At 58.8% G+C, this 22,192-nt stretch carries 23 protein-coding genes and 2 tRNA genes; 13 read left to right on the top strand and 12 right to left on the bottom strand.

Annotated elements, in window-relative coordinates:
* Positions 1 to 92: 92 nt before the first annotated feature.
* Together RYC17_RS14605 and RYC17_RS14600 are read right to left on the bottom strand one after the other, a co-directional pair.
* Positions 93 to 575, bottom strand: a complete 483-nt coding sequence (locus RYC17_RS14605) for a transcription elongation factor GreAB (protein ID WP_057413385.1) — start codon at positions 573 to 575, stop codon at positions 93 to 95.
* Positions 576 to 578: 3 nt separating this feature from the next.
* Complete coding sequence (locus tag RYC17_RS14600; protein ID WP_058401280.1) at positions 579 to 977, bottom strand: hypothetical protein; 399 nt, start codon at positions 975 to 977, stop codon at positions 579 to 581.
* Between the two features lie 151 nt (positions 978 to 1,128).
* Between RYC17_RS14600 and earP the strand changes: the two genes are divergently transcribed.
* Both earP and RYC17_RS14590 read left to right on the top strand, forming a co-directional pair.
* Positions 1,129 to 2,265, top strand: coding sequence for an elongation factor P maturation arginine rhamnosyltransferase EarP (gene earP / locus RYC17_RS14595; RefSeq protein ID WP_122258063.1), 1,137 nt, complete (start codon positions 1,129 to 1,131; stop codon positions 2,263 to 2,265).
* Positions 2,266 to 2,364: 99 nt separating this feature from the next.
* Positions 2,365 to 2,934 (top strand): elongation factor P, encoded by a 570-nt coding sequence (locus RYC17_RS14590; protein WP_002554550.1) that lies wholly within the window; start codon positions 2,365 to 2,367, stop codon positions 2,932 to 2,934.
* 91 nt (positions 2,935 to 3,025) lie between these two features.
* On the opposite strand, the gene RYC17_RS14585 is transcribed toward RYC17_RS14590, so the two are convergent.
* From RYC17_RS14585 to RYC17_RS14575, 3 genes are all read right to left on the bottom strand, one after another.
* A complete protein-coding gene (locus RYC17_RS14585; RefSeq protein WP_058401282.1) occupies positions 3,026 to 4,045 on the bottom strand; it encodes an alpha/beta hydrolase in 1,020 nt (339 codons plus the stop codon).
* Positions 4,046 to 4,085: 40 nt separating this feature from the next.
* Positions 4,086 to 4,505 (bottom strand): organic hydroperoxide resistance protein, encoded by a 420-nt coding sequence (locus tag RYC17_RS14580; protein WP_003373293.1) that lies wholly within the window; start codon positions 4,503 to 4,505, stop codon positions 4,086 to 4,088.
* Between the two features lie 241 nt (positions 4,506 to 4,746).
* On the bottom strand, positions 4,747 to 5,220 hold the full coding sequence (locus tag RYC17_RS14575) for a MarR family winged helix-turn-helix transcriptional regulator (protein WP_002554546.1): 474 nt from the start codon (positions 5,218 to 5,220) through the stop codon (positions 4,747 to 4,749).
* Positions 5,221 to 5,408: 188 nt separating this feature from the next.
* On the opposite strand from RYC17_RS14575, the gene RYC17_RS14570 reads away from it, so the two are divergent.
* Positions 5,409 to 6,155 carry a sulfite exporter TauE/SafE family protein gene (locus RYC17_RS14570; RefSeq protein ID WP_193601364.1) on the top strand — a complete coding sequence of 249 codons (747 nt, stop codon included), beginning with the start codon at positions 5,409 to 5,411 and terminating at the stop codon, positions 6,153 to 6,155.
* Here the strand turns inward: RYC17_RS14570 and RYC17_RS14565 are convergent.
* A complete protein-coding gene (locus RYC17_RS14565; protein WP_058401284.1) occupies positions 6,145 to 7,041 on the bottom strand; it encodes a LysR substrate-binding domain-containing protein in 897 nt (298 codons plus the stop codon). The genes RYC17_RS14570 and RYC17_RS14565 overlap by 11 nt on opposite strands.
* A 67-nt stretch (positions 7,042 to 7,108) precedes the next feature.
* Here RYC17_RS14565 and RYC17_RS14560 point away from each other — a divergent pair, with 67 nt between their 5' ends.
* Positions 7,109 to 7,342 carry a DUF1127 domain-containing protein gene (locus RYC17_RS14560; RefSeq protein ID WP_058401285.1) on the top strand — a complete coding sequence of 78 codons (234 nt, stop codon included), beginning with the start codon at positions 7,109 to 7,111 and terminating at the stop codon, positions 7,340 to 7,342.
* An 18-nt stretch (positions 7,343 to 7,360) separates the two neighbouring features.
* Here RYC17_RS14560 and RYC17_RS14555 read toward each other — a convergent pair whose 3' ends face one another.
* Positions 7,361 to 8,707: a class II 3-deoxy-7-phosphoheptulonate synthase gene (locus RYC17_RS14555; protein WP_002554540.1), complete on the bottom strand. Its 1,347-nt coding sequence runs from the start codon at positions 8,705 to 8,707 to the stop codon at positions 7,361 to 7,363.
* A 171-nt stretch (positions 8,708 to 8,878) separates the two neighbouring features.
* Between RYC17_RS14555 and RYC17_RS14550 the strand changes: the two genes are divergently transcribed.
* Positions 8,879 to 9,640, top strand: coding sequence for a spermidine synthase (locus tag RYC17_RS14550; RefSeq protein ID WP_002554539.1), 762 nt, complete (start codon positions 8,879 to 8,881; stop codon positions 9,638 to 9,640).
* Positions 9,641 to 10,061: 421 nt separating this feature from the next.
* Complete coding sequence (locus RYC17_RS14545; protein WP_177342374.1) at positions 10,062 to 11,768, top strand: DEAD/DEAH box helicase; 1,707 nt, start codon at positions 10,062 to 10,064, stop codon at positions 11,766 to 11,768.
* A 90-nt stretch (positions 11,769 to 11,858) separates the two neighbouring features.
* Here the strand turns inward: RYC17_RS14545 and RYC17_RS14540 are convergent, their stop codons facing one another.
* Positions 11,859 to 12,626 (bottom strand): DODA-type extradiol aromatic ring-opening family dioxygenase, encoded by a 768-nt coding sequence (locus RYC17_RS14540; protein WP_230016605.1) that lies wholly within the window; start codon positions 12,624 to 12,626, stop codon positions 11,859 to 11,861.
* Positions 12,627 to 12,727: 101 nt separating this feature from the next.
* Here RYC17_RS14540 and RYC17_RS14535 point away from each other — a divergent pair, with 101 nt between their 5' ends.
* Complete coding sequence (locus tag RYC17_RS14535) at positions 12,728 to 13,390, top strand: thiopurine S-methyltransferase (protein WP_122281651.1); 663 nt, start codon at positions 12,728 to 12,730, stop codon at positions 13,388 to 13,390.
* Positions 13,391 to 13,538: 148 nt separating this feature from the next.
* On the opposite strand, the gene htpX is transcribed toward RYC17_RS14535, so the two are convergent.
* Positions 13,539 to 14,426: a protease HtpX gene (gene htpX, locus RYC17_RS14530; RefSeq protein WP_003418061.1), complete on the bottom strand. Its 888-nt coding sequence runs from the start codon at positions 14,424 to 14,426 to the stop codon at positions 13,539 to 13,541.
* Between the two features lie 266 nt (positions 14,427 to 14,692).
* Positions 14,693 to 15,904 (bottom strand): pyridoxal phosphate-dependent aminotransferase, encoded by a 1,212-nt coding sequence (locus RYC17_RS14525; protein ID WP_004657364.1) that lies wholly within the window; start codon positions 15,902 to 15,904, stop codon positions 14,693 to 14,695.
* Between the two features lie 190 nt (positions 15,905 to 16,094).
* Here RYC17_RS14525 and msrB point away from each other — a divergent pair, with 190 nt between their 5' ends.
* Together msrB and RYC17_RS14515 are read left to right on the top strand one after the other, a co-directional pair.
* Entirely contained in the window at positions 16,095 to 16,490 is a 396-nt protein-coding gene (msrB, locus tag RYC17_RS14520; RefSeq protein ID WP_002554534.1) for a peptide-methionine (R)-S-oxide reductase MsrB, read from the top strand.
* 150 nt (positions 16,491 to 16,640) lie between these two features.
* Positions 16,641 to 17,126 (top strand): glutathione peroxidase, encoded by a 486-nt coding sequence (locus RYC17_RS14515; protein WP_122258067.1) that lies wholly within the window; start codon positions 16,641 to 16,643, stop codon positions 17,124 to 17,126.
* Between the two features lie 6 nt (positions 17,127 to 17,132).
* Here RYC17_RS14515 and RYC17_RS14510 read toward each other — a convergent pair whose 3' ends face one another.
* The gene (locus tag RYC17_RS14510; RefSeq protein WP_058401289.1) at positions 17,133 to 19,481 is read right to left on the bottom strand and encodes an ATP-binding protein; all 2,349 of its coding nucleotides are present in this window, start codon (positions 19,479 to 19,481) and stop codon (positions 17,133 to 17,135) included.
* An 80-nt stretch (positions 19,482 to 19,561) separates the two neighbouring features.
* Between RYC17_RS14510 and RYC17_RS14505 the strand changes: the two genes are divergently transcribed.
* Together RYC17_RS14505 and RYC17_RS14500 are read left to right on the top strand one after the other, a co-directional pair.
* Entirely contained in the window at positions 19,562 to 20,452 is an 891-nt protein-coding gene (locus RYC17_RS14505) for an ATP-binding protein (RefSeq protein ID WP_058401290.1), read from the top strand.
* A complete protein-coding gene (locus tag RYC17_RS14500) occupies positions 20,449 to 20,931 on the top strand; it encodes a GAF domain-containing protein (RefSeq protein ID WP_004657375.1) in 483 nt (160 codons plus the stop codon). The genes RYC17_RS14505 and RYC17_RS14500 overlap by 4 nt, the downstream gene beginning before the upstream one ends.
* Positions 20,932 to 20,985: 54 nt before the next feature.
* On the opposite strand, the gene RYC17_RS14495 is transcribed toward RYC17_RS14500, so the two are convergent.
* Entirely contained in the window at positions 20,986 to 21,744 is a 759-nt protein-coding gene (locus tag RYC17_RS14495; protein WP_058401291.1) for a hypothetical protein, read from the bottom strand.
* 294 nt (positions 21,745 to 22,038) lie between these two features.
* Between RYC17_RS14495 and RYC17_RS14490 the strand changes: the two genes are divergently transcribed.
* Both RYC17_RS14490 and RYC17_RS14485 read left to right on the top strand, forming a co-directional pair.
* A tRNA-Glu gene (locus tag RYC17_RS14490) sits at positions 22,039 to 22,114 on the top strand.
* Between the two features lie 2 nt (positions 22,115 to 22,116).
* Positions 22,117 to 22,192 (top strand) — tRNA-Gly (locus RYC17_RS14485).

Below are 22,192 nucleotides of genomic sequence, written 5' to 3'. Positions count from 1 at the left end.
GCTTTGATGTTGCCCCGGTTGCGGTGGTGATGGCGACGCTTCACCTTACCCACAAAAACTTGGTGCGATCAACCCTGCAGATGCCGGGTGTGTCACATCGTTTGTATGATCTCGTAGGATTGTCCGCTGCCGTTGATGACAATCTGTACGGCATCGTCTTCGAATTTGCCCAGCAGGCTCTGCCCCAGCGGGGCCCTGGCAGTGATGACTGTGACCAGTTGCTCACCTGCGCTGACCTTCAGACCAGCAGCATCAGGGCCGAGAAACAGGTATTGCGTTTGACCGCTCAGGGCTTCGACAGCGATCAGATCACCGGTCTGAATGCCGCGTGATTCATCGAATGGCTTGAGCGACCATTTCCGATACGCCGCCAGCGACTGGCGAATCTCCTCGACACGCCGTGCCTGGCCTGCTGCCAGATACGATGCTTCCAGTCCCAGCGTGTCGTATTTGTTCTCGGCAATGTTCTCTTCGTGGGTTGCCGTTTCGTAGGCGGTCTGTGCCGCCCGTTGCGCGATGTCCAGATCGATTTCCAGCTTGTCGATGATCGATTGCAGCACGTCCTGCTTGTTCATGGTTTATCCGCAGTACTGATTGATGCTGGCGCGACTTTTTTCGCTCGGCGCAGTGCGGTCCTGCTGAATCCAGAAATCACACTTGGAACGGTTGAAGGTACGCTGTTGTTGTTCCTGAGCCTGTTCACGGGCCTGACGGGCCTCGCTTTCACGCAGGCTTTGCTCGTATTTGCGGAACATTTCAGTCTCCGGGGCGGACGGCGCGGCATTTTTTTGTGCAGGCGGGGCGGTGAGCTGGGCGGCGGCGTTTTCCAACGCCTGGGTTTGCGCCGGGGGCAGGCTTTTGTAATACAGCAGAGCGGTCAGGAACACCGCCATTGCGCCCAGCCAGATACCCAGCGCAATGCAGACAATCAATTTCAACGACACATACAGGTCGCGACGGCGGGTAGTGGATGACATGGCTGAACTCCTTGCAGGGCAACAGATGCGATTGTGCCATGCCTGATGGCCGGGCACGAAAACTGTGCTGTCCAGTGGCATCAGGCTGGTGGCAACGGGGCGTTCTGAACGACAATCAACGTTTTTTGCCATCCAGCCTCAGGGAGCCACGATGAAAGTCTCGTGGGACATTTTTTGCAGCGTAGTCGACAACTACGGTGATGCCGGCGTGACCTGGCGTCTGGCACGCCAGCTGGTTGCCGAGCAGGGTCTGCATGTGCGTTTATGGATCGACGACCTGTCGGCTTTCGTTCGCTTGTGTCCCGACGCTGATCTTAAGGCTCAGCAGCAATGGCAAGAGGGCGTGAGGGTGTGCCAGTGGCCCGCTGAATGGGTAAACAGCGATATTCCTGACGTGGTCATCGAGGCCTTTGCCTGCCGCCTGCCGACGCCCTATACCGAATCGATGCTGCAGCGTTCGCCAAGGCCGCTGTGGTTGAACCTTGAGTACCTCAGCGCCGAAGACTGGGTCTCGGGTTGCCACGGTTTGCCTTCGCCACAGTTGAACGGTTTGAAGAAGTTCTTTTTCTTTCCCGGATTTTCCGACGCCACGGGCGGCCTGCTGCGCGAAAGAAACCTGATCGAACAGCGCCAGCGATTTCAGCAAGACAAGGCCGCGAGGCAAGGTTTCCTGCAGGGGTTGGGTGTCGAGCCGTTGCCTGATGCCCGCTTGATCTCGGTATTTGCCTATGAAAATCCCGGGCTGGGCAGCTGGCTTGACGCGCTGGCCAGCGACACTCGGCCCAATCACATGCTGGTGCCGGAGGGACGCATCCTCACCGATCTGCAGCGCTGGCTGGGTGTCGGCGATGAGTTACACGCAGGTTTCATGCAGGTAAGGGGAGGGCTGACCGTGCAGGTGTTACCGTTCATCCGCCAGGAACGCTACGACCAACTGCTGTGGAGCTGCGATTTCAACGTCGTGCGCGGCGAAGACTCATTCGTCCGTGCGCAATGGGCGGGGCGGCCGATGCTCTGGCACATCTATCAGCAGGAAGACGACGCGCACCTGCCCAAGCTTGATGCGTTTTTAGCGCTCTACCTGGCGGGTCTTGAGCCTGAGGCGGCGCATGCTGTGAATCAGTTCTGGCAGAAGTGGAATATCGGCAGCGACCTGAGCGAAAGCTGGCTGGCACTCACCGAACACTGGGCTGAACTCGAAAAGCACGCCGGGCACTGGTGCCAGCAACAAGCCGCACAGACTGATCTTGCCACGGCGCTGGTGCAGTTTTATGGAAATTCGCTATGATACGCGGCCTTGATACAAGGCTCTGTACGAAAAAGGCCTGCGCAGGTTGTTTCTCGTACAGAGCCTTTGGTTAATTTCATCCAAATTCGGATATATGCAATGAAAACTGGTAAAGAGCTGAAACCCGGTACTGTGATCCGTCTCGAAAACGATCCTTGGCTGGTTCAGAAAGCTGAATTCACCAAATCCGGTCGTAACAGCGCGATCATGAAAACCAAGCTGAAAAACCTGCTGACCGGTTACAAGACCGAGATCGTTTACAGCGCCGACGACAAGCTGGACGACGTGATCCTTGATCGCAAGGAAGCCACCCTGTCTTTCATCAGCGGTGACACCTACACGTTCATGGACACCACTGACTACACCATGTACGAGCTGAACGCTGAAGACATCGAAAGCGTTCTGCCTTTCGTCGAAGAAGGCATGACCGACGTTTGTGAAGCCGTATTCTTCGAAGACCGTCTGGTTTCCGTAGAACTGCCGACTACTATCGTGCGTCAGGTCGACTACACCGAAGGCTCTGCTCGTGGCGACACGTCGGGCAAGGTCATGAAGCCTGCCAAACTGAAAAACGGTACCGAGCTGAGCGTTGCTGACTTCATCGAAATCGGCGACATGATCGAGATCGATACCCGTGAAGGCGGTTCCTACAAAGGCCGTGCGAAGTAAGCATGGTTTTGTAACCCCGTTACGCAAAAAACCCGCATCGCTGCGGGTTTTTTTACGGCTGAAGTTTGAGCCCCTGCCGTTATTTCGGGCGCTATTTCAGGTGTTCTTTCAACTCCTGAGACGCCTGCAGGATGGCAGAGCGGACAGCCGGGACCTGGCTTACCACGTTGAGCAGACCGTAGTCATGGATCATGCCGTTGTAACGTACCGCCGTGACCGGCACGCCCGCCTGATCCAGCTTGCGCGCATAGGCTTCGCCTTCATCACGCAGCACGTCGGCACTGGCGGTCTGAATCAGCGCCGGTGGCAGACCTTTCAGTTGTTCGGTGGTGGCGCGCAGCGGCGAGGCATAGATCTCGTTACGTTGTGCGGCATCGGTGGTGTAGTTGTCCCAGAACCACTTCATCATGTTACGGGTCAGGAAGTGGCCTTCGGCGTATTGGTTGTATGAACCGTTATCAAAGTTGGCGTCAGTCACCGGCCACAGCAGCACCTGATACCTGAGCGCCGGAGTGCCTTTGTCTTTGGCCATCAGTGCAACGACCGCTGCCATGTTGCCACCCACGCTGTTACCCGCCACAGCCAGGCGCTTGCCGTCGACGTTGATTTCCTTGCCGTGCTCAGCTACCCATCTGGTCGCTGCGTAGGCCTGGTTGATTGCCGTCGGGTAATGTGCTTCGGGTGAAGGCGTGTAATTGACGAACACCGCTACCGCGCCCGAGCCCACGACCAGGTCGCGGACCAGTCGCTCGTGGGTCTGGAAATCACCCAGTACCCAGCCGCCGCCGTGGAAGAACATGAAAACCGGCAAGGTTCCTTTTACGCCAGCAGGGCGCACGATATTCAGGCTGATCGGCTGGCCATCGACATTGATGGTCTTTTCGCTGACATCGGCTTTGGGCAGCGTCAGTTTGACCCCCGCCTGTGCTCCGACCAGCACGGCCCTGGCATCTTTGGGCGACAACTGCTCGATGGGTTTGCCAGTGCCCGAATTCAAGGCATCGAGAAAGGCCTGAGTGTTGTGCTCGATGGCAGGATCGCCTGCGGCAAACGCGCTGCCGATCGACAGTGCGAGAAGCGTACCGGTCATGACTTTGCTGAAGTTCTTCATGTTCGTTCCCTTGCTCATGTTCGTATCTGTGGCCGGTGAGTTAGACGGTTACATGCAGGCGCACATCGACGTTGCCGCGCGTGGCGTTTGAGTAAGGGCAAACCACGTGAGCGGCATCGACCAGTTGCTGAGCGTCGGCTTGTTCAAGGCCAGGCAGGCTGACGTGCAGGTCGATGTCCAGACCGAAACCACCGGGAATCTGGCCGATCCCTACGTGGGCGGTAATCGAGGCGTCTGCCGGAATGCTGCGTTTGCTCTGACCAGCGACGAATTTCAGGGCACCGATGAAGCAGGCCGAATAACCGGCAGCGAACAGTTGCTCAGGGTTGGTGGCTGCGCCGCCAGCACCGCCGAGTTCTTTCGGAGTGGCCAGTTTGACGTCGAGAATCTTGTCGCTGGAAACGGCACGACCATCACGGCCGCCGGTGGCGGTTGCAACTGCGGTGTAAAGAGTGTCCATGATTTTTCCTCGTTTGATAGGGATTGTTGCGCAAAATACTTGCGCGCTAACTAATTGCAAGGCAAAGGTAGTTCACGGATAGTTAGCGCGCAAGCTAAATTTTGCGAAAAGTCGAAAGAGGTCGTTTTCGGGAGGAAGAAAGCTACCAGGGCGGGTAGCTGGAAATCTTGCCAGCCCCGTGGTGCACGGGGCTCTGGCGCAACGAACGGCAGGTCAGTCCGGTCCGGCGTGAGCCTTTTTCTTAAAGGCTCTGGTGCAGATGGTCACGCAAGTCCAACAGCTGTGTCTGCAGGTCACGAAGCCTTTCCATGTTCAGGCCGCTCGCCGACAGAATACAGCCGGGTATGCTCAGTGCCTGGTGTTGCAGTGCACGACCTTGTTCAGTCAGGTGCAGCAATACCACGCGTTCGTCCTCTTTGCTGCGGGTGCGGCTGATAAAGCCCTCGCCCTCAAGACGCTTGAGCAAAGGTGTCAGAGAACCCGGATCGGTGAGCAGGCGCGTGCTGACATCACCGACGGTAAGCCCGTCTTTTTCCCACAGCACCATCATTGCCAGGTACTGCGGATAGGTGAGCCCCAGTGCCTGCAGCAGCGGCTTGTAAACCTTGGTCATCATCAATGAGGTGGAGTACAAGGCAAAACACAATTGGTTATCCAGCAGCAGCGAATCGCAATCGGCAGGTGCAGCGTGGGCAGGGTTTTCTTCGGCACTCATATCAGGTCCTCAAACTCAGTCGAATGAGTTTAACTTAGTGTTGCATTCTTTAATGTGCCAGATAATTTCGAGCGTGCAGGCTCAAAGCGCTGACAGCTTGCGCCGCGCGCAAAAAAACAGGTAACACCGGGTGTTGGTTGCGCGCAGGACTGCGTAGCATTTGGCCATTGACTGGGCGGGGACGTAGTGTGATTGAAATTGTGATGTTTGTGTTACTGGGTGCAGCGATGGGCACCCTGGGGGGGCTGTTCGGAATCGGTGGTGGTCTTGTGGCAATTCCTGCGCTGGGGGTGCTGTTCGGTCTGGATCAGCAACTGGCGCAAGGGACTGCGTTGCTGATGGTGCTGCCTAACGTGTTACTCGCCTTGTGGCGCTATAACCAGCGCAACCGGATTTTGCTGCGTAATGCGTTGATGTTGATCATTCCCAGTTTTATTTTTGCCTGGCTGACGTCGCTGCTGGCGGTGCGCGTGGATCCGCAAAGCATGCGCCTGGGCTTTGTCGGCTTTCTGGTGGTGCTGACCGTGTTCAACGTGGCGCAGATGTATTGGCGCAGCCATCAGGTCGGCAGCGGGTTACGCCACGAAAAGTGGCTTTGGCTGCTGGGTGTCGGGTCGGGCATGACCGGTGGTCTGTTTGGCGTTGGCGGGGGAGTGGTGGCCACGCCGATCCTGACCAGCGTGTTTGGCACGACACAGGTTGTGGCGCAAGGGTTGGCGCTGTCCCTCGCGGCCCCGAGCACCGGTATCACGCTGGTCACCTACGCGCTGCACGATCACGTCAACTGGTCGATGGGCATTCCATTGGCCATTGGTGGTCTGGCCAGCATCAGTTGGGGTGTCAAGCTGGCGCACTCGCTGCCGGAGCGAACGCTGCGCCTGATGTTCTGCGTGTTTCTGGTGCTCTGTGCAGTGATTCTCGCGCTCAAGGTTTGAAGCCGTCGATGATGTAATCGGCCATGCATTCGGTGATGGGCGAGGGGTTTTTCGGATTGCGCAGCAGTACGATGCTGGCCGTAGGCAGCTCGGGCAATTGTTCGGCCGCGCCGATGATGCGCAAATCTGCAGTGATCAGGCTTTGAAACTGTGCAGTGACTGCCAGGCCCGCGCTGACCACTGCTGTGATTGCTGCCATGCTGGAGCTGCTGTAGGCGATGCGGTAATCACGCTCCACGCTGTCCAGGGCGTTGCACGCCCAGTCGCGACAGAAGCAGTGTGTATTGAACATCGCCAGCGGAATGGGGTTTTGCTCATGCGGAGCAAAACCGCTGGCTTCCATCCAGACCAGGCGCTCGTGACGCAACAGCGTACCGATCTCGGTGCCGGGCTTGCGCGTGACGATGGTCAGGTCCAGGTCATTGCGTTGCAGCAGCAGGTCGGAGGGTTCGCAATGCACCTCTACCTGAACCAGCGGGTAGGCCTGTGCGAACTGCGAAAGTATGCCGGGCAGAAAGCGCATCACGTAGTCGTCGGGCGAGCCGATTTTTACCACGCCAATCATGTGTGGCTCGCGCAGCGTATTGAACACCTCACTGTGCAGCTTGAGGATGCGCCGCGCATAGCCAAGTAACACCTGGCCCTCTGCCGTCAGGTTCAGGGTCCGGCCTTCACGCTGGAACAGTTGACGCTGTACGACATCCTCTTCGAGGCGTTTCATCTGCATGCTGACCGCCGATTGCGTGCGGTTGACCACCTCGCCTGCGCGAGTGAAACCGCCGTGATCGGCAATAGCCACAAAGGTGCGCAGCAGCTCGGTGTCTATGCCTGGGTAACGGGTGCCCGAATAGCTGGCCAATACATCAACCTCCCAGATGCACTGCATAAGAAACATTCGTTGGATTGATCTTATGTCAGGCGCGAGACTTTAGTCATCTCACACGGAGGGCAAGATGATGAATGGTCAAAAAGAGTCTGTATTGATCGCAAGACCTGCCGGGCATGCTCAGCCTGGCAAGGCGTTGGTGTGGTTGAAGCATCACTTGCAGCGCTGGCTGGAGCTGTACCGTCAACGCCGCTATCTGGCGCGGATGAGTGATGACACGCTGAAGGACCTGGGGCTGAGTCGGGCCGACATTCAGCAGGAAGCCGAGCGTCCGTTTTGGGATGACCCGCTCAAGCGCTGAGCGGGCGGCTTGCTCTGCTTAGCGCCGGACCTGCTTCAGGGTTTCGGCAATCAGGAACGCCAGCTCCAGCGACTGATCGGCGTTCATGCGCGGGTCGCAGTGGGTGTGGTAGCGATCCGAAAGACCATCTTCAGTGATGGGGCGGGCGCCGCCGATGCATTCGGTGACGTTTTGCCCGGTCATTTCGATATGGATGCCTCCGGCATAAGTGCCTTCAGCCTGATGTACTTGAAAGAACTGCTTCACTTCGCCGAGGATCTGCGCAAAGTCGCGGGTTTTGTAGCCGCTGCTGGCCTTGATGGTGTTGCCGTGCATCGGGTCGGAGCTCCACAGCACTTTGCGGCCTTCGCGCTCGACCGCACGAATCAGCTGTGGCAGGTGATCGCCGACCTTGTTTGCACCCATCCGCGCGATCAGGTTGAGACGGCCCGGATCGTTGTCAGGGTTGAGGATGTCGATCAGACGAATCAGGTCGTCGGTGTTCATGCTCGGGCCGACCTTGACGCCGATCGGGTTGTTCACCCCGCGCAGGAATTCGACATGCGCGCCGTCCAGTTGCCGGGTACGGTCGCCGATCCATAGCATGTGTGCCGAGCAATCGTAGTAATCATTGGTCAGGCTGTCGCGCCGCACGAAGGCTTCTTCGTAATTGAGCAGCAATGCCTCGTGGGCGGTGAAAAAGCTGGTTTCACGCAGTTGCGGCGAGCTGTCCATGCCGCAGGCGCGCATGAACGCAAGCGTTTCATCGATGCGTCCGGCCAGCTGGCTGTATTTTTCGGCCAGCGCCGAGTTGGCGATGAAGTCCAGATTCCACTTGTGCACCTGATGCAGGTCGGCAAACCCGCCCTGGGCGAAAGCGCGCAACAGGTTCAGGGTGGCGGTGGACTGGTTATAGGCTTGCAGCAGGCGTTCGGGGTCCGGCACACGGCTTTTCTCATCGAAACCGATACCGTTGACGATGTCACCGCGATACGCCGGGAGCGTTACGCCGTCGATGATTTCGTCGTTGGCCGAGCGAGGTTTGGCAAATTGTCCGGCCATGCGTCCGACTTTCACCACCGGGCAACCGGCGGCGAAGGTCATAACGATGGCCATCTGCAGCAGCACCTTGAACGTGTCGCGAATCTTGGCTGCGGAAAACTCCATGAAGCTTTCCGCGCAGTCGCCGCCCTGTAGCAGGAACGCGCGACCCTGGGTCACTTCGGCAAACTGGCGGCGCAACTCTCGGGCTTCGCCGGCAAACACCAGCGGCGGATAGCTGGCCAGGGTCTGTTCGACCTTCAGCAGGTGCGCGGCGTCAGGGTAGTGAGGTTGCTGCTGAATCGGCAGTGCCCGCCAGCTGTCGGGGCTCCAGGGTTGGCTCATTATTGGCTCTAGGGTTATGCAATCGGGCCAGCATGTTAGCAGTTCGCCGTTGCTCTGCCAGCGTAGGGCAGACCACCGGGATGGCATAGCGCCCGGCAATGTGTGACAAAGCCGCGCGCTTGCCGGACAATTCGCGTTTTGCGCTCGGCGCAGCGATGACCAGGAACGGTAATGACGGAAGAGCGTGAGCGCGTAGAACGAATTCTGGCCGAGGTCCACGACGACTTCGGCATGATCCGCGTGCTGGAAGTGGAGGATTACCGCTTTCTGGAGTTTGGCGAGGCCATCGAGCAGAGCTGCACGTTTACGGCTGACCCGAGCTGGCTGGAATACGACTATACCCGCGCGATGCTGATCGGCGCACTGTGTCACGATGCGCCGGACAGCGCGCTGTTTCTGGGGCTGGGTGCGGGTACGCTGACCCAGGCCTGCATGAAGTTCCTGCCGCTTGAAGACGTTGAAGTCATCGAGCTTCGCCCTGATGTGCCGCGCCTGGCCATGGAGTTCATGGGGCTCGATGACGATCCGCGTCTGTATATCCGCATCGGCGATGCGCTGGAGTTGCTGGACAGCGCAGAGCCTGCCGACCTGATCTTTGTCGACCTTTACACCGATGTCGGGCCGGGCGTCGGGCATTTGGCCTGGAATTTTTTGCAGGGCTGCCAGCAACGCCTCAATCCCGGTGGCTGGCTGATCATCAACCAGTGGGCCACCGACGACGGCAAACCGCTGGGTGCGGCCTTGCTGCGGGGTTTGTACCACCGTCATTACTGGGAGCTGCCGGTAAAGGAGGGCAACGTCATTCTGATCGTGCCTGCCGACCTCGATCAGACGCTGGATATCGAGGCACTGAGTTCGCGTGCCGAGGCACTTGCGCCGCATTTGGGGTACTCGCTGGAGTCGTTGATCAGAGCGGTCCGTTCCGCGACCTGAAAGGGCGAAGCATGTGCTGACTGTTCTGAAATCAGGGGTGAGACAATTCGCCACACCCCGCAGGTCGGGATGCCGGCCATCCGCAAGAGCAGATTAAACGTTTAAGCGGCAACGCCCGCAATCTCGGGCCCGCGCCCTTGTCGGCCAGCCCTCTGCCCGGACCAAGGGCCTTGGGTTGCTCAAGGATGGCGCAATGTTTCGCAAAAAAAGACTCACTAAGGTGCGTATTTCCGGTATAGTGCGCGCCGGCCTTAACAGGGCCCTCGTCAAGGTATTGCAGTACCCCGAAGCCAGCTTCGGTTGCTTGTTCGCACAACGGACTAGCCTGGACGATCCATTCATCAAACGTTTTCGCAAATCCCCGCCGACAAAGCAGCCAGGGTGACCTCAAGGTCGTACACGGCACGCGCAGCTTTGAAGCATGGGTCTTTGCGGATGCACTAGAGGCAGACCCATGACCCAGGAAATCGGCGGCTTCGCCGCTCTCGAACTTCATCCAAATATCGTTGCAGCAGTCGTCGCCACTGGCTACGAAGAGCCTTCGGCCATTCAGCAGCAATCGATCCCGATTATTCTCGCCGGTCACGACATGATTGGTCAGGCGCAAACCGGTACGGGTAAAACCGCCGCGTTCGCACTGCCTATCCTGCATCGCATCGACCCGAGCAAGCGCGAGCCGCAAGCACTGATCCTGGCCCCGACCCGCGAACTGGCACTTCAGGTTGCCACCGCGTTCGAGACCTACGCAAAACAAATGCCGGGCGTGACCGTTGTAGCGGTCTACGGCGGCGCGCCAATGGGCCCGCAGCTCAAGGCTATCCGCAACGGCGCACAAATTGTTGTCGCCACCCCTGGCCGTCTCTGCGACCACCTGCGTCGTGACGAGAAAGTCCTGGCAACCGTGAACCATCTGGTTCTCGATGAAGCAGACGAAATGCTCAAGCTGGGCTTCATGGACGACCTCGAAGTCATCTTCAAGGCCATGCCTGAAACCCGCCAGACCGTACTGTTCTCGGCAACGCTGCCACAGTCGATCCGTGCCATCGCCGAGCGCCATCTGCGTGATCCGAAGCACGTCAAGATCCAGACCAAGACCCAGACCGTTACCGCGATCGAGCAGGCTCATCTGCTGGTTCACGCTGACCAGAAGACCTCGGCTGTATTGAGCCTGCTGGAAGTCGAAGACTTCGACGCCCTGATCATGTTCGTCCGCACCAAGCAGGCGACCCTGGACCTGGCAAGCGCCCTTGAAGCCAAAGGCTACAAGGCTGCTGCACTGAACGGTGACATCGCTCAGAACCAGCGCGAGCGCGTTATCGATTCCCTCAAGGATGGCCGTCTGGACATCGTTGTAGCGACCGACGTTGCTGCCCGTGGTCTTGACGTTCCGCGTATCACCCACGTATTCAACGTGGACATGCCTTACGATCCAGAGTCCTACGTTCACCGTATCGGCCGTACCGGTCGTGCCGGTCGCGAAGGTCGTGCACTGCTGCTGGTAACTCCTCGCGAGCGCCGCATGCTGCAGGTGATCGAGCGTGTTACCGGTCAGAAGGTTGCGGAAGTCCGCCTGCCGGATGCCCAGGCCGTTCTGGATGCACGCATCAAGAAGCTGACCAACAGCCTGTCGCCACTGGTCGCTGATGCCGAATCGACTCACGGTGATCTGCTCGATCGTCTGACTGCCGACATCGGCTGCAGCCCGCGTGCCCTTGCTGCTGCACTGCTGCGCAAGGCTACCAACGGTCAGGCACTGACCCTGGCAGCCATCGAGCGCGAGCGTCCACTGGTTCCGAACAACGCCCCGCGCGGTGATCGTCCAGAGCGCAGCAGCGACCGTGGTGATCGTCCTGAGCGTGAGCGTCGTGCGCCGGTTCCATTGGCCGAAGGCCGTGCTCGTTGCCGTACCGCGCTGGGTGCGCGTGATGGTATCGCTGCCAAGAACCTGCTGGGTGCCATCCTCAACGAAGGCGGCCTGGCCCGCGAAGCTATCGGCCGCATCCAGGTGCGTGACAGCTTCAGCCTGGTCGAGCTGCCGGAAGATGGTCTTGAGCGTCTGCTGACCAAGCTCAAGGACACCCGTGTTGCTGGCAAGCAGCTCAAGCTGCGTCGCTATCGCGAAGACTGATCGGCTTCTGAGCTGATAGGTCAATAAAAAATCCCCGACTGGTTCGGGGATTTTTTTGCGCTGAATTCAGGCGACTCGGCGTTTTCGGATTCAGCCGAACCGATAGATATCCATTCCGAGCGCCCCCATAGTGAAGCCTTGATGGGCAACACTGAATGCTCCGCCTGCGCCCCGTGCGAAATACAGCGGCAGCAAATGCTCGTCACTCGGGTGCGCTCGCATCGCATGGGGGGCGAGACTGCGGTAGTGGTGCAGGGCGGCTTCATCTTCTTTTTGCAGCTTGTCGATCATCCAGTCACGAAACGTCACAGCCCATGGCTCTGCGCTTCCGGGGCCGGCGTTCCAGTCCAGATCGCGCAGGTTATGCGTGATGCTGCCAGAGCCGATAATCAATACACCCTGTTCGCGCAGGCTGGCCAGCGCGCGGCCTACCCGTGTCTGGAGCTCGGGCCCCTGAAGGCTAGGCAGTGAGATCTGCACCACCGGAATATCGGCGTTCGGGTACATCAACGACAAGGGCACCCAGACGCCGTGGTCGAACGGTCGTCTGCTGTCGATGCGTGCGGGCAGATCGCTGGCGGCCAGCAGCTCGACTATTGTGCGGCTCAGTTCAGGCAGACCTTTCGCCGGGTATTGCACCGCAAACAATTCAGCTGCAAAACCGCCGAAATCATGCCAGGTCTCGGGTTGTGGGTTGCCGTTGACGATCAGTTCGTGGCTTTCCCAGTGTGCAGACACCACTACGATGGCGCGAGGCCTGGGCAAGCTGGCGGCCAATCGCGTCAGGGCGGGGCCACTCTCGCCGGGCTCCAGCGCGAGCATGGGGGAGCCATGGGAAATAAACAGGCTTGGGAACATTTAACGCTCCAGAATATGAGAATGCCCCATAGTCGTTCATTCTCATGATCTAAATCTAATATAAGTTATGGCGCTTTTTGATCGAATTTTCAGGAGGTTTCATGCAGGCGGATTTTTGGCTGCAGCGCTGGCAGGCAGGACAGATTGGCTTTCATCAGGCGCAGGTCAATCAGGACCTGCGACAGCATTGGCCTCATTTGAGACTTGAGCCTGGGGCTCGGGTTCTGGTGCCGTTGTGCGGCAAAAGCCTGGATATGAACTGGTTGATAGAGCAAGGTTGCTACGTAGTCGGCGCAGAGCTTTCCGAGGCAGCGGTAGCAGGCTATTTCAATGAGCGCGGTGTGCAACCGCAAATCACGCGCAAGGGCGACTTCAGCGTCTATGCAGCGCCGGGCATCGAAATCTGGTGCGGCGATTTTTTCGCCCTGACGGCGCACGATATTGGCCACTGCACAGCCTTTTATGACCGTGCCGCCTTGATTGCCTTGCCCTCGGGCATGCGCGAGCACTATGTGCAGCAGCTTGAAGCGTTGATGCCTCAGGCATGCAGTGGCCTGCTGGTCACCCTTGAATACGACCAAAACCTGCTCGAAGGCCCGCCATTCTCCGTGCCGCACACGTGGCTGCAGGCGTTTGTATCCGGAAGCTGGGAAATCACGAAGGTCAGCGAGCAAGATGCGCTACACAGCAGTCCCAAGGCGTTGAGGGCCGGATTGGAGCGCATGGATGAGCACGTTTATAGGTTGGAGCGTCAATCGCGCTGAGTTGGGCCTGAATTCTTCTCCGATCGCAGAACCGTGTGACGCAGAGCGTCACGAACTGCATTCCCATGCGGAGCGTGTGCAACGAGAGGTGTCCGGTAGAACACCTCTCATTGCTGTGCGCGGGGCGAAAGCTATCGCGTTGGTAGGATCAACCGCGGCGGCGCAGGGCCTCGATGCGTTGCTCCAGCGGCGGGTGGCTCATGAACAACCCTGCCAGGCCTTTCTTCAGACCGGCGTTGATACCGAACGCCGTCAGGCTGTCAGGCATGTTCACCGGTACGCCCTGTTCTGAACGCAGGCGTTGCAGCGCACCGATCATCGCGTCCGTACCGGCCAGTCGGGCACCTGCGTCGTCAGCGCGGAATTCGCGTTTGCGCGAGAACCACATGACGATGGCGCTGGCCAGAAAGCCCAATACCAGCTCGGCGAAAATCGTCGTGATGTAGTAGGCAATACCCTGACCGTTCTCGGTCTTGAAGATCACCTTGTCGACGAAGTTGCCGATGATGCGGGCAAAGAACATCACAAACGTGTTCACCACACCCTGCACCAGCGCCAGTGTGACCATGTCGCCGTTGGCAACGTGGCCGATTTCGTGCGCCAGTACGGCTTTCACCTCATCCGGCGAGAACCGCTCGAGCAGGCCCTGGCTTACCGCAACCAGTGCATCGTTCTTGTTCCAGCCCGTGGCGAATGCGTTGGCTTCATACGCCGGGAAAATACCGACTTCCGGCATCTTGATGCCCGCATCGCGGGACAGTTGTTCAACGGTCTGCAGCAACCATTGCTCATGGCGGGTGCGAGGCTGACTGATGATCTGAGTGCCGGTACTCATTTTCGCCATCCACTTGGAGATGAACAGCGAGAACAACGAGCCCGCGAAACCGAACACAGCGCAGAAAACCAGCAGCTGATTGAGGTTCAGATCAACCCCGTTGGCCGCCATGAACCCATTGAAGCCAAAAAGGCTCAGGGTGATGCTGGCAATCAGCACGACCGCAAGGTTAGTGGCCAAAAACAGCAAAATGCGCATCATGGTCGAAACGTTCTCCTCAGGTAAATATGTAACTCGATGCCGGGTATATAAGGTGATGCCCGCTGCTATTCAACAGAGGGACTATTTCAAACTGTGTCCTCTTCACGCAATCGATGGTAATCCCGCAAAGCTGAACGGCGCCTGAGCCAGAGTGGTCGATGCCTGAGGGGGTGAGGGCAGGGCGGTGATGCTGTTTTGGCAGGGCACAAATAAACTGCCCCGAACAGGTCGGGGCAGGGATGCGTTGCGAGAGGGGCGGTGTCTGTTTACTGACGATAACCCTTCAGGAAGTTACCGATGCGGCCAATGGCCTGCTCCAGCTCATCAACGCGCGGCAAGGTCACGACGCGGAAGTGATCAGGGTAGGGCCAGTTGAACGCCGTGCCCTGAACCACCAGCAGTTTTTCCGAGAGCAGCAGGTCGAGGACGAATTTTTCGTCGTTGAAGATCGGGCACACCTTCGGGTCGATGCGCGGGAATGCATACAGCGCGCCCATCGGCTTGACGCAGCTGACGCCGGGAATATCGTTGAGCAGCTCCCAGGTGCGGTTGCGTTGCTCCAACAGACGGCCTGGCGGCAGGATCAGGTCGTTGATGCTCTGATAGCCGCCCAGCGCAGTCTGGATGGCGTGCTGGCTCGGCACGTTGGCACACAGGCGCATGTTGGCCAGGATGTCGATGCCTTCGATGTAGCTCTGTGCGTTGTGTTTCGGTCCGGAAATGGCAATCCAGCCGGAGCGGAAGCCTGCGACCCGATACGACTTGGACAGACCGTTGAAGGTCAGGCACAGCAGGTCCGGTGCCAGCGAGGCAGTACAGATGTGCACGGCGTCGTCGTAGAGGATCTTGTCGTAGATTTCGTCGGAGAACACCACCAGATTATGCTGGCGAGCCAGCTCCAGCATGCCCAGCAATACCTCGCGGGAATACACTGCGCCGGTCGGGTTGTTCGGGTTGATGATCACCATGGCCTTGGTGTTCGGCGTGATTTTGGCCTTGATGTCTTCAAGGTCCGGCCACCAGTTGGCCTGCTCGTCGCACAGATAGTGCACCGGGCTGCCGCCGGACAGCGCCACTGCTGCGGTCCACAAGGGATAATCGGGTGCCGGAACCAGCACTTCGTCGCCGTTGTTGAGCAACGCCTGCATCGACATCACGATCAGCTCGGACACGCCGTTGCCCAGATAGATGTCTTCGATGCCGACGCCTTCGACCTGCTTCTGCTGGTAATACTGCATCACAGCCTTGCGGGCGCTGAACAGGCCCTTGGAGTCGCTGTAGCCCTGGGCAGTCGGCAGGTTGCGGATCACGTCCTGCAGGATTTCGTCCGGCGCCTCGAAACCAAACGGTGCCGGGTTGCCGATGTTCAGCTTGAGGATGCGATGGCCTTCCTCTTCCAGGCGTTTGGCGTGCTTGAGCACCGGCCCGCGAATGTCGTAGCAGACGTTTGCGAGCTTGTTCGATTTGTTGAACTGCATGGTGATGATCCCGAAAATGGACGAGCTGTTGCCGGCTTGCAATGAAGGTCGCAGCACGTTCGCCATGAAAATGGGTTTGTATGCGACAAACGCGGGTGCCAGACTGACGTCTGACCTGGCGCAATCATACGTGCCACCTGATCTGTGGAAAAGGTACAGATCGGGGTTTTTCGAATTCGGAGGTGTACCTGTGGACAAGTTGCAGAAAACGCTTGAAGAGTGGAAAGAGATGCTCGACCCGGCGCAGTATCAGGTTTGCCGCCTGAAAGGCACCGAGCGGCCGTTTTCCGGTAAGTACAACGAGACAAAGACAGAAGGCGTCTACCACTGCATCTGCTGCAATGAGCCGCTGTTCGATTCCACCACCAAGTTCGATTCGGGCTGCGGCTGGCCCAGCTTTTATGCGCCGCTGGAAGGTAGCGCGGTGGTCGAAGTGCGCGATGTCAGCCACGGCATGATTCGTACCGAAGTGGTCTGTGCCAAATGCGACGCTCACCTGGGTCATGTGTTTCCCGATGGTCCGCCACCGACCGGGTTGCGTTACTGCATCAACTCGGTGTGCCTGGACCTGGTCCCGCGCCAGTAGCCGGGCGATTGCTGTGCCGCTGCGCGCAGCGGCTCCGGGCTTATCGACCTGTATCAATACCGAAAATTGGCGTGCGCCGCACGCCGTTGCAGGCTAACGTCAGTGCTCACATTCCGATCCAGCCACCGCCTGGTCTTGAGGCCTCTTTTGATGAGCGAAAACCTGCTGAGTATCCCGGTCACTACGATCAAGGGAGAACAGAAAACCCTCGCCGACTACGCTGGCAAGGCGGTGCTGGTGGTCAATACAGCCAGCAAATGCGGCTTTACCCCGCAATATAAAGGCCTGGAAAAACTCTGGCTGGACTACAAGGATAAAGGGCTGGTAGTGCTGGGCTTCCCTTGCAATCAGTTCGGCAAGCAGGAACCGGGTGACGAGGGCGCGATTTCCGGGTTTTGCGAACTGAACTACGGGGTCAGCTTCCCGCTGTTCAAGAAGATCGACGTGAACGGCGCTCAGGCCCATCCCTTGTTCGTTCAGCTCAAGCAGCAGGCACCGGGGTTGCTGGGGACCGAGCGAATCAAGTGGAATTTCACCAAGTTCCTGATTGGCAGGGATGGCGCGCTGGTCAAGCGTTTCGCGCCGTTGACCAAACCCGAGGAACTGACCGGTGAAATCGAAGCGCTGCTGCGCTAAGCCGTTTCAGCGGATGTCAGCGATGGGAATCCACTGGTCCAGAATGCCCGCCAGTTCGGCGCGCCGGAACGGCTTGGCGAGGTAGTCGTTCATGCCTGCCGCCTTGCAGCGCTCTCGCTCATCGGGCATGGCGTTGGCGGTAAGCGCCACGATCGGCAGGTTTGGCCAGCGGCCGCTGCTGCGGATCTGGCGGCTGGCTTCATAGCCGTCCATGACCGGCATGTTGCAGTCCATCAACACCAGGTCAAAGTGGCCCTGCTCCAGTTGTTCCAGGGCCTCGCCGCCGTGACTGCTGATGATCACTTCGCACCCCAGCTTGCCGAGGATGCCCTTGGCCACCAGTTGATTGACCGGGTTGTCTTCCACCAACAGTACTCTGGCCATGCGCTGAGCCCTTTGCTCTGGCGCTTTTGTGTCCCTGACGCCTGTCTCTTCCTGACCGAGTACGCGCCGTAGCGTGTGGTAAAGCGCGTTGCGCGCCAGCGGTCGAGCCTGCTGTTGCAGCGGGGCAAGGGCCGTAACCTGTTCGCCGGGCATGAAATTGCCATAGGCAGTGACCAGCAGGATCGGCACGGGTGTAGTGGGGCGGATCGCAAACAGGCACTCGGGGCAGTCGGTAATGACCAGGTCCGGGCTGCTGTCGAGGTCCACGTCTTCCGGGCGATCATCAATGCTGCGTCGTTTGAGATCGACCCCCCAGGTTGGCAGCAGGTTGCCCAGCAGTTCCACCAGGCCGCTGCCGGCCGAGCTGACCACGGTGACCCGGCCCCTGAGCGCGGTCTGAGTGACTGCAGATACATGCACCGGCAACGGCAGTTCGGCGCAGAACTGACTGCCGAAGCCGGACTGCGACTGGATACTCAGCGTGCCATTCATGGCCTCACAGAGATTGTTGGTCAGCGCCAGACCCAGCCCGGTGCCGCCATACTGCCGAGTGATGGCGGTTTCTGCCTGAGTGAACGGCTGGAATATTTTCGCCTGGGCGTCCTGCGCAATGCCGATGCCGGTATCACGGACTTCGATGCGCACCCGGTTTTCTCCGCTGACATCCTTATGGTGAGTCAGACGTACATCCACGCGCCCGAAACGGGTGAACTTGAGTGCGTTGGACAGCAGGTTGCTGACGATCTGCCGCACACGGGTCGGGTCGCCGGTAACCATGGCCGGAAAGTCCGGCGCAATCAGGCAGGTCAGCTCTACGCTGGGCGCCGCGTTTTGTGACAGCAGGTTGGCGGTGTCTTCGATCAACACCCCCAGGTCGAAGGGAATGCGCTCGATCTCCAGATGACCGGCATCGAACTTGGACATGTCGAGAATATCGTTGAGCAGTTCGACCAGCACCTTGCCGGAGTCGTGGGCGATCATCAGTTGCTGGCGCTGCTCGGCGCTGAGCGGGCTGTCCAGTGACAGCGCGAGCATGCCCAGCAGGCCGTTGAGCGGCGTACGGATTTCGTGGCTCATGTGCGCCAGAAACGCCGAGCGCGCATGGGCCATGTCCAGCGCCGTACTGCGTGCTATCTGCAGTTCCTCGTTGGATTCGCGCAGGCGTATGTTGCTGGCCTTGAGCTCATTGGTGCGTGCCGAAACAATGTTTTCCAGCTCGTTGAGATGTTCGGTCAGCCGATCTTCGGCCGCGCGCCGTCTGGAGAACTCGCTGCTCATGGTTTCGAACTGACGATTGAAGGTCGCCACCAATACGCCGATTTCATCCTGCTCATGGTGAGGCGGGCAGGTTATTTTCCCTTGGTCGGGGTTGCGCGGGTCGCGACTGCTCAGTTCGCGGATCACCCTTACCAGCGGTTTGGTCAGGGTGGCATAGAACAGAATGGTCAGAATGCCGGCCAGCGCCAGGCTGCGCACGAAGCCGTTGAGCAGAGTGATCTCGGCGCGCTGCAGAAAGTGGCTGCCGAAAGCGAAGGTGTCCACGGTCAGGTACAGTGTGCCGATGGTTTCATCCGGCAAATGGTTGAGGTGCAGTTTTTCCTGAAACTGGCGGCTTTCGCCGAACAGCCAGTCGCTGAACACCCGATAACGACCTGTCGCCATGGGGCGTTCGACGCTTGCGAGCACGGCGTCATTGTTATCGGTCAGTCTGGCGCTGACCACGGCAGGCGAGCGCAGCAGCCCGAGTGTCAGCTCCTGAGCCAGCTCCGAGTCGATGTTGTAGGCAATGCGCGATGCCGGGTTCTGGATGATTTCCAGCAGTGATTTGATTTCGCGATTGATGGACGCGTCTTCGCTGGCATAATCGATTGCAATCTGGAACAGGCTCAGCAAGGTCCCCAGCGCGAAGCCGATCAATACAGCCAGGCGCGCCTGCTTGAACGAAAGCCTGTTTTTGAGCGATATATCCATGAGTACTTACTGCCACTTCTGGTTGGCCAAGCATAGCTGATAGGCACTGCTGACCAATCAGTTAAATATAAGGAGATCCCGTGGATTCTCGGTTGGATGCTTTTCTGCAACGCGCCGATGCCGTGCTGGCCCGGCTGGAACCGCTGTTGCCAGCCGTGCGCGAGCCGGTCGACTGGTCACAGACGCTGGCCGCGCGCTGGGTGCAAGAGGGGCGTAGCGGCTACCTGATGCCGTTGCAGGTGAGCCTGGATACGCGCCTGACCGATCTGATCGGCGTCGACCTGCAGCGCGATCAGTTGGGGCGCAATACACGTCAGTTCATCGATGGCCTGCCTGCCAACCATGCCTTGCTCTGGGGTTCGCGCGGCACCGGCAAGTCGTCCCTGATCCGCGCTCTGCTGGCCGAGCACGCTTCGGCCGGTTTGCGCCTGATCGAGATCGAGCGCAATCACCTGGGCGACTTGCCCCGCGTGGTCGAGCAATTGCACAAGCTGACGCAGCGTTTCGTACTGTTTTGCGATGACCTGTCGTTCGAGTCGGGTGAAGGTGACTATCGCGTGCTGAAAAGCGTGCTTGACGGCTCGCTGGAGCAGGCGCCGGATAACGTATTGCTGTATGCCACCTCCAATCGCCGCCACCTGGTGCCCGAGAAGGAAAGCGACAACGTTGACTGGAAGCACGTCGACGGCGAGCTGCACCCCAGCGAAGCCGTGGAAGACAAGATCGCATTGTCTGACCGCTTCGGCCTGTGGCTGTCGTTTTATCCGTTTACCCAGGAACATTACCTGAACGTGGTCGAGCACTGGATCACGCAACTGGCAGACAAGGCCGGCTTGCAATGGCAGCGCGACGAAAGCCTGGAAAAGGCCGCGATTCGCTGGGCGACCGCGCGTGGCAATCGCAATGGCCGCTGCGCGTATCAATTTGCACGTTACTGGGTAGGACTTGAATTGTTGGAGCAACACACATGATCGATTTGCAAAACACCGGTGCCGGCCTCAATGGTTACGGTCTGCTGGCCGCCCAGCTTGAGGCATTGCTGGCCGACGAGCGCGACTTCATCGCCAATGCGGCGCAGTTCTCGGCATTCCTCTATACGCAGATCGACGATCTGAACTGGGCGGGTTTTTACCTCAATCGCAACGAAGAACTGGTGCTGGGTCCGTTTCAGGGGCAGATTGCGTGCGTACGCATTCCCTTTGGTCGCGGCGTTTGCGGGGCGGCGGCGCAGAGTCGGCAAACCCAGCGTGTTCAGGACGTTCACGAGTTTCCCGGGCACATCGCCTGCGACAGCGCATCGAACAGCGAGCTTGTGGTGCCGTTGATCAAGGACGGGCGTCTGATCGGCGTGCTGGACCTGGACAGTCCGAGTGTGGGGCGTTTCAACGAGGTGGATCAGGCGGGGATCGAACGTCTGGCGGCTATCTTTCTGGCATCGACCGACTGCTGAGCCGCTCGACCTGCCGCTGTCCGGAGCATAGGTCCGGCAGCGGCGGGGCAGTCATCAATCGTAGATGACTTTCTTCTTCCATTCGGATTCGGTTTCGTCTGCCTTCAGGCCTTCGGTCAGCGCGTTGTCGTCGTCTTCGGATGGCGCGGTATTGGTCAGTACCATCGAGTTGGCGCGGGCCAGTTGTTTTTCCATCGCCAGCAACTGCTGTTGGTACGTCACCGGGTCCGGCTGGTTGCGCAAATACTGCACGCCGCGTTCGAACGCCAGACGAGCCTGGCCCGGCTGATCCTGGCTGAGGGCCATCTGACCGAGGTTATTGAAGAACTCGATGTGCAGCGTGACCAGAATCGTGCGGATTTCGCGGATCCAGTGTTTGGCTTCGCTGGTTTGCAGAAAGCCGTCATGCGCAGCGCGGGTCACCTGACCATGCAGGGCTTCCAGAAGGAAACGCACGTCCTTGGCCTTGGCTTCGGTCTGGATCGGCGTGACCGGGTTGGGGATGTCGATGCGTTCGCCCTTGCCGATCTGCTCTTCCAGCTCGCCGATGCGGTGCTTGAGTTGAGCGTTACCCTTGTCCAGGCTGAGCATGCGCTGCACGACGTTCAGTTCCAGACGCGTAAGCAGCAGCTTCAAGGCTGGCGACATCAACTGGCCGGGGAATACTTCGGTGATTTCGCTGCAGCGACGCAAGCGATCACTGAGTTCGACCTTGGTGCGGGCCTTCTCCAGTTTGCCGTTTTCAGCGACGTGATTCAGGTAGCCGATCGCGATGAGCAGAGCGATACCTGCTACTACCATCAGCGTGATCATGAGTGGAGTCACTGTGCAAACCTCATTTGTTCAATTAGTTTTAGTGCGAGTGTAGTGGCTAAGCACTACTGCGCATAGATGTCCCTCCTGGAGTTTGTCGGCATCTCTTCTATATAGATTAGGCAGCTGAATGATTGGCGACAGTCGGTCAGCGTCCGAACGGCATCGAAGTTATTGATTTCAATAAATTTTCACATGGGGGTTGACGACCCCTCAATCCATCCATAGAATGCGCGCCACTTACAGCGTAAAGCACACAGCGTAGCGCAAATAAGTAGTGAATGTTGTACGTGTGTCCCCTTCGTCTAGTGGCCTAGGACACCGCCCTTTCACGGCGGTAACAGGGGTTCGAGTCCCCTAGGGGACGCCATTGCGGGAATAGCTCAGTTGGTAGAGCACGACCTTGCCAAGGTCGGGGTCGCGAGTTCGAGTCTCGTTTCCCGCTCCA

The sequence above is a fragment of the Pseudomonas syringae group sp. J248-6 genome (assembly GCF_032586995.1).
Classification (GTDB): Bacteria; Pseudomonadota; Gammaproteobacteria; order Pseudomonadales; family Pseudomonadaceae; genus Aquipseudomonas; species Aquipseudomonas amygdali.
The sequence above is the reverse complement of the archived record's forward strand: the minus strand, read 5'-3'. Positions and strand labels throughout refer to the sequence as shown.

Bases quoted from the DNA above. Each gene is read 5' to 3' on its own strand.
- RYC17_RS14605 (WP_057413385.1), bottom strand. From the start codon at position 575: ATGAACAAGCAGGACGTGCTGCAATCGATCATCGACAAGCTGGAAATC.
- RYC17_RS14600 (WP_058401280.1), bottom strand. From the start codon at position 977: ATGTCATCCACTACCCGCCGTCGCGACCTGTATGTGTCGTTGAAATTG.
- earP (WP_122258063.1), top strand. From the start codon at position 1,129: ATGAAAGTCTCGTGGGACATTTTTTGCAGCGTAGTCGACAACTACGGT.
- RYC17_RS14590 (WP_002554550.1), top strand. From the start codon at position 2,365: ATGAAAACTGGTAAAGAGCTGAAACCCGGTACTGTGATCCGTCTCGAA.
- RYC17_RS14585 (WP_058401282.1), bottom strand. From the start codon at position 4,045: ATGAAGAACTTCAGCAAAGTCATGACCGGTACGCTTCTCGCACTGTCG.
- RYC17_RS14580 (WP_003373293.1), bottom strand. From the start codon at position 4,505: ATGGACACTCTTTACACCGCAGTTGCAACCGCCACCGGCGGCCGTGAT.
- RYC17_RS14575 (WP_002554546.1), bottom strand. From the start codon at position 5,220: ATGAGTGCCGAAGAAAACCCTGCCCACGCTGCACCTGCCGATTGCGAT.
- RYC17_RS14565 (WP_058401284.1), bottom strand. From the start codon at position 7,041: ATGCAGTGCATCTGGGAGGTTGATGTATTGGCCAGCTATTCGGGCACC.
- RYC17_RS14560 (WP_058401285.1), top strand. From the start codon at position 7,109: ATGATGAATGGTCAAAAAGAGTCTGTATTGATCGCAAGACCTGCCGGG.
- RYC17_RS14555 (WP_002554540.1), bottom strand. From the start codon at position 8,707: ATGAGCCAACCCTGGAGCCCCGACAGCTGGCGGGCACTGCCGATTCAG.
- RYC17_RS14550 (WP_002554539.1), top strand. From the start codon at position 8,879: ATGACGGAAGAGCGTGAGCGCGTAGAACGAATTCTGGCCGAGGTCCAC.
- RYC17_RS14545 (WP_177342374.1), top strand. From the start codon at position 10,062: ATGGGTCTTTGCGGATGCACTAGAGGCAGACCCATGACCCAGGAAATC.
- RYC17_RS14540 (WP_230016605.1), bottom strand. From the start codon at position 12,626: ATGTTCCCAAGCCTGTTTATTTCCCATGGCTCCCCCATGCTCGCGCTG.
- RYC17_RS14535 (WP_122281651.1), top strand. From the start codon at position 12,728: ATGCAGGCGGATTTTTGGCTGCAGCGCTGGCAGGCAGGACAGATTGGC.
- htpX (WP_003418061.1), bottom strand. From the start codon at position 14,426: ATGATGCGCATTTTGCTGTTTTTGGCCACTAACCTTGCGGTCGTGCTG.
- RYC17_RS14525 (WP_004657364.1), bottom strand. From the start codon at position 15,904: ATGCAGTTCAACAAATCGAACAAGCTCGCAAACGTCTGCTACGACATT.
- RYC17_RS14515 (WP_122258067.1), top strand. From the start codon at position 16,641: ATGAGCGAAAACCTGCTGAGTATCCCGGTCACTACGATCAAGGGAGAA.
- RYC17_RS14510 (WP_058401289.1), bottom strand. From the start codon at position 19,481: ATGGATATATCGCTCAAAAACAGGCTTTCGTTCAAGCAGGCGCGCCTG.
- RYC17_RS14500 (WP_004657375.1), top strand. From the start codon at position 20,449: ATGATCGATTTGCAAAACACCGGTGCCGGCCTCAATGGTTACGGTCTG.
- RYC17_RS14495 (WP_058401291.1), bottom strand. From the start codon at position 21,744: ATGATCACGCTGATGGTAGTAGCAGGTATCGCTCTGCTCATCGCGATC.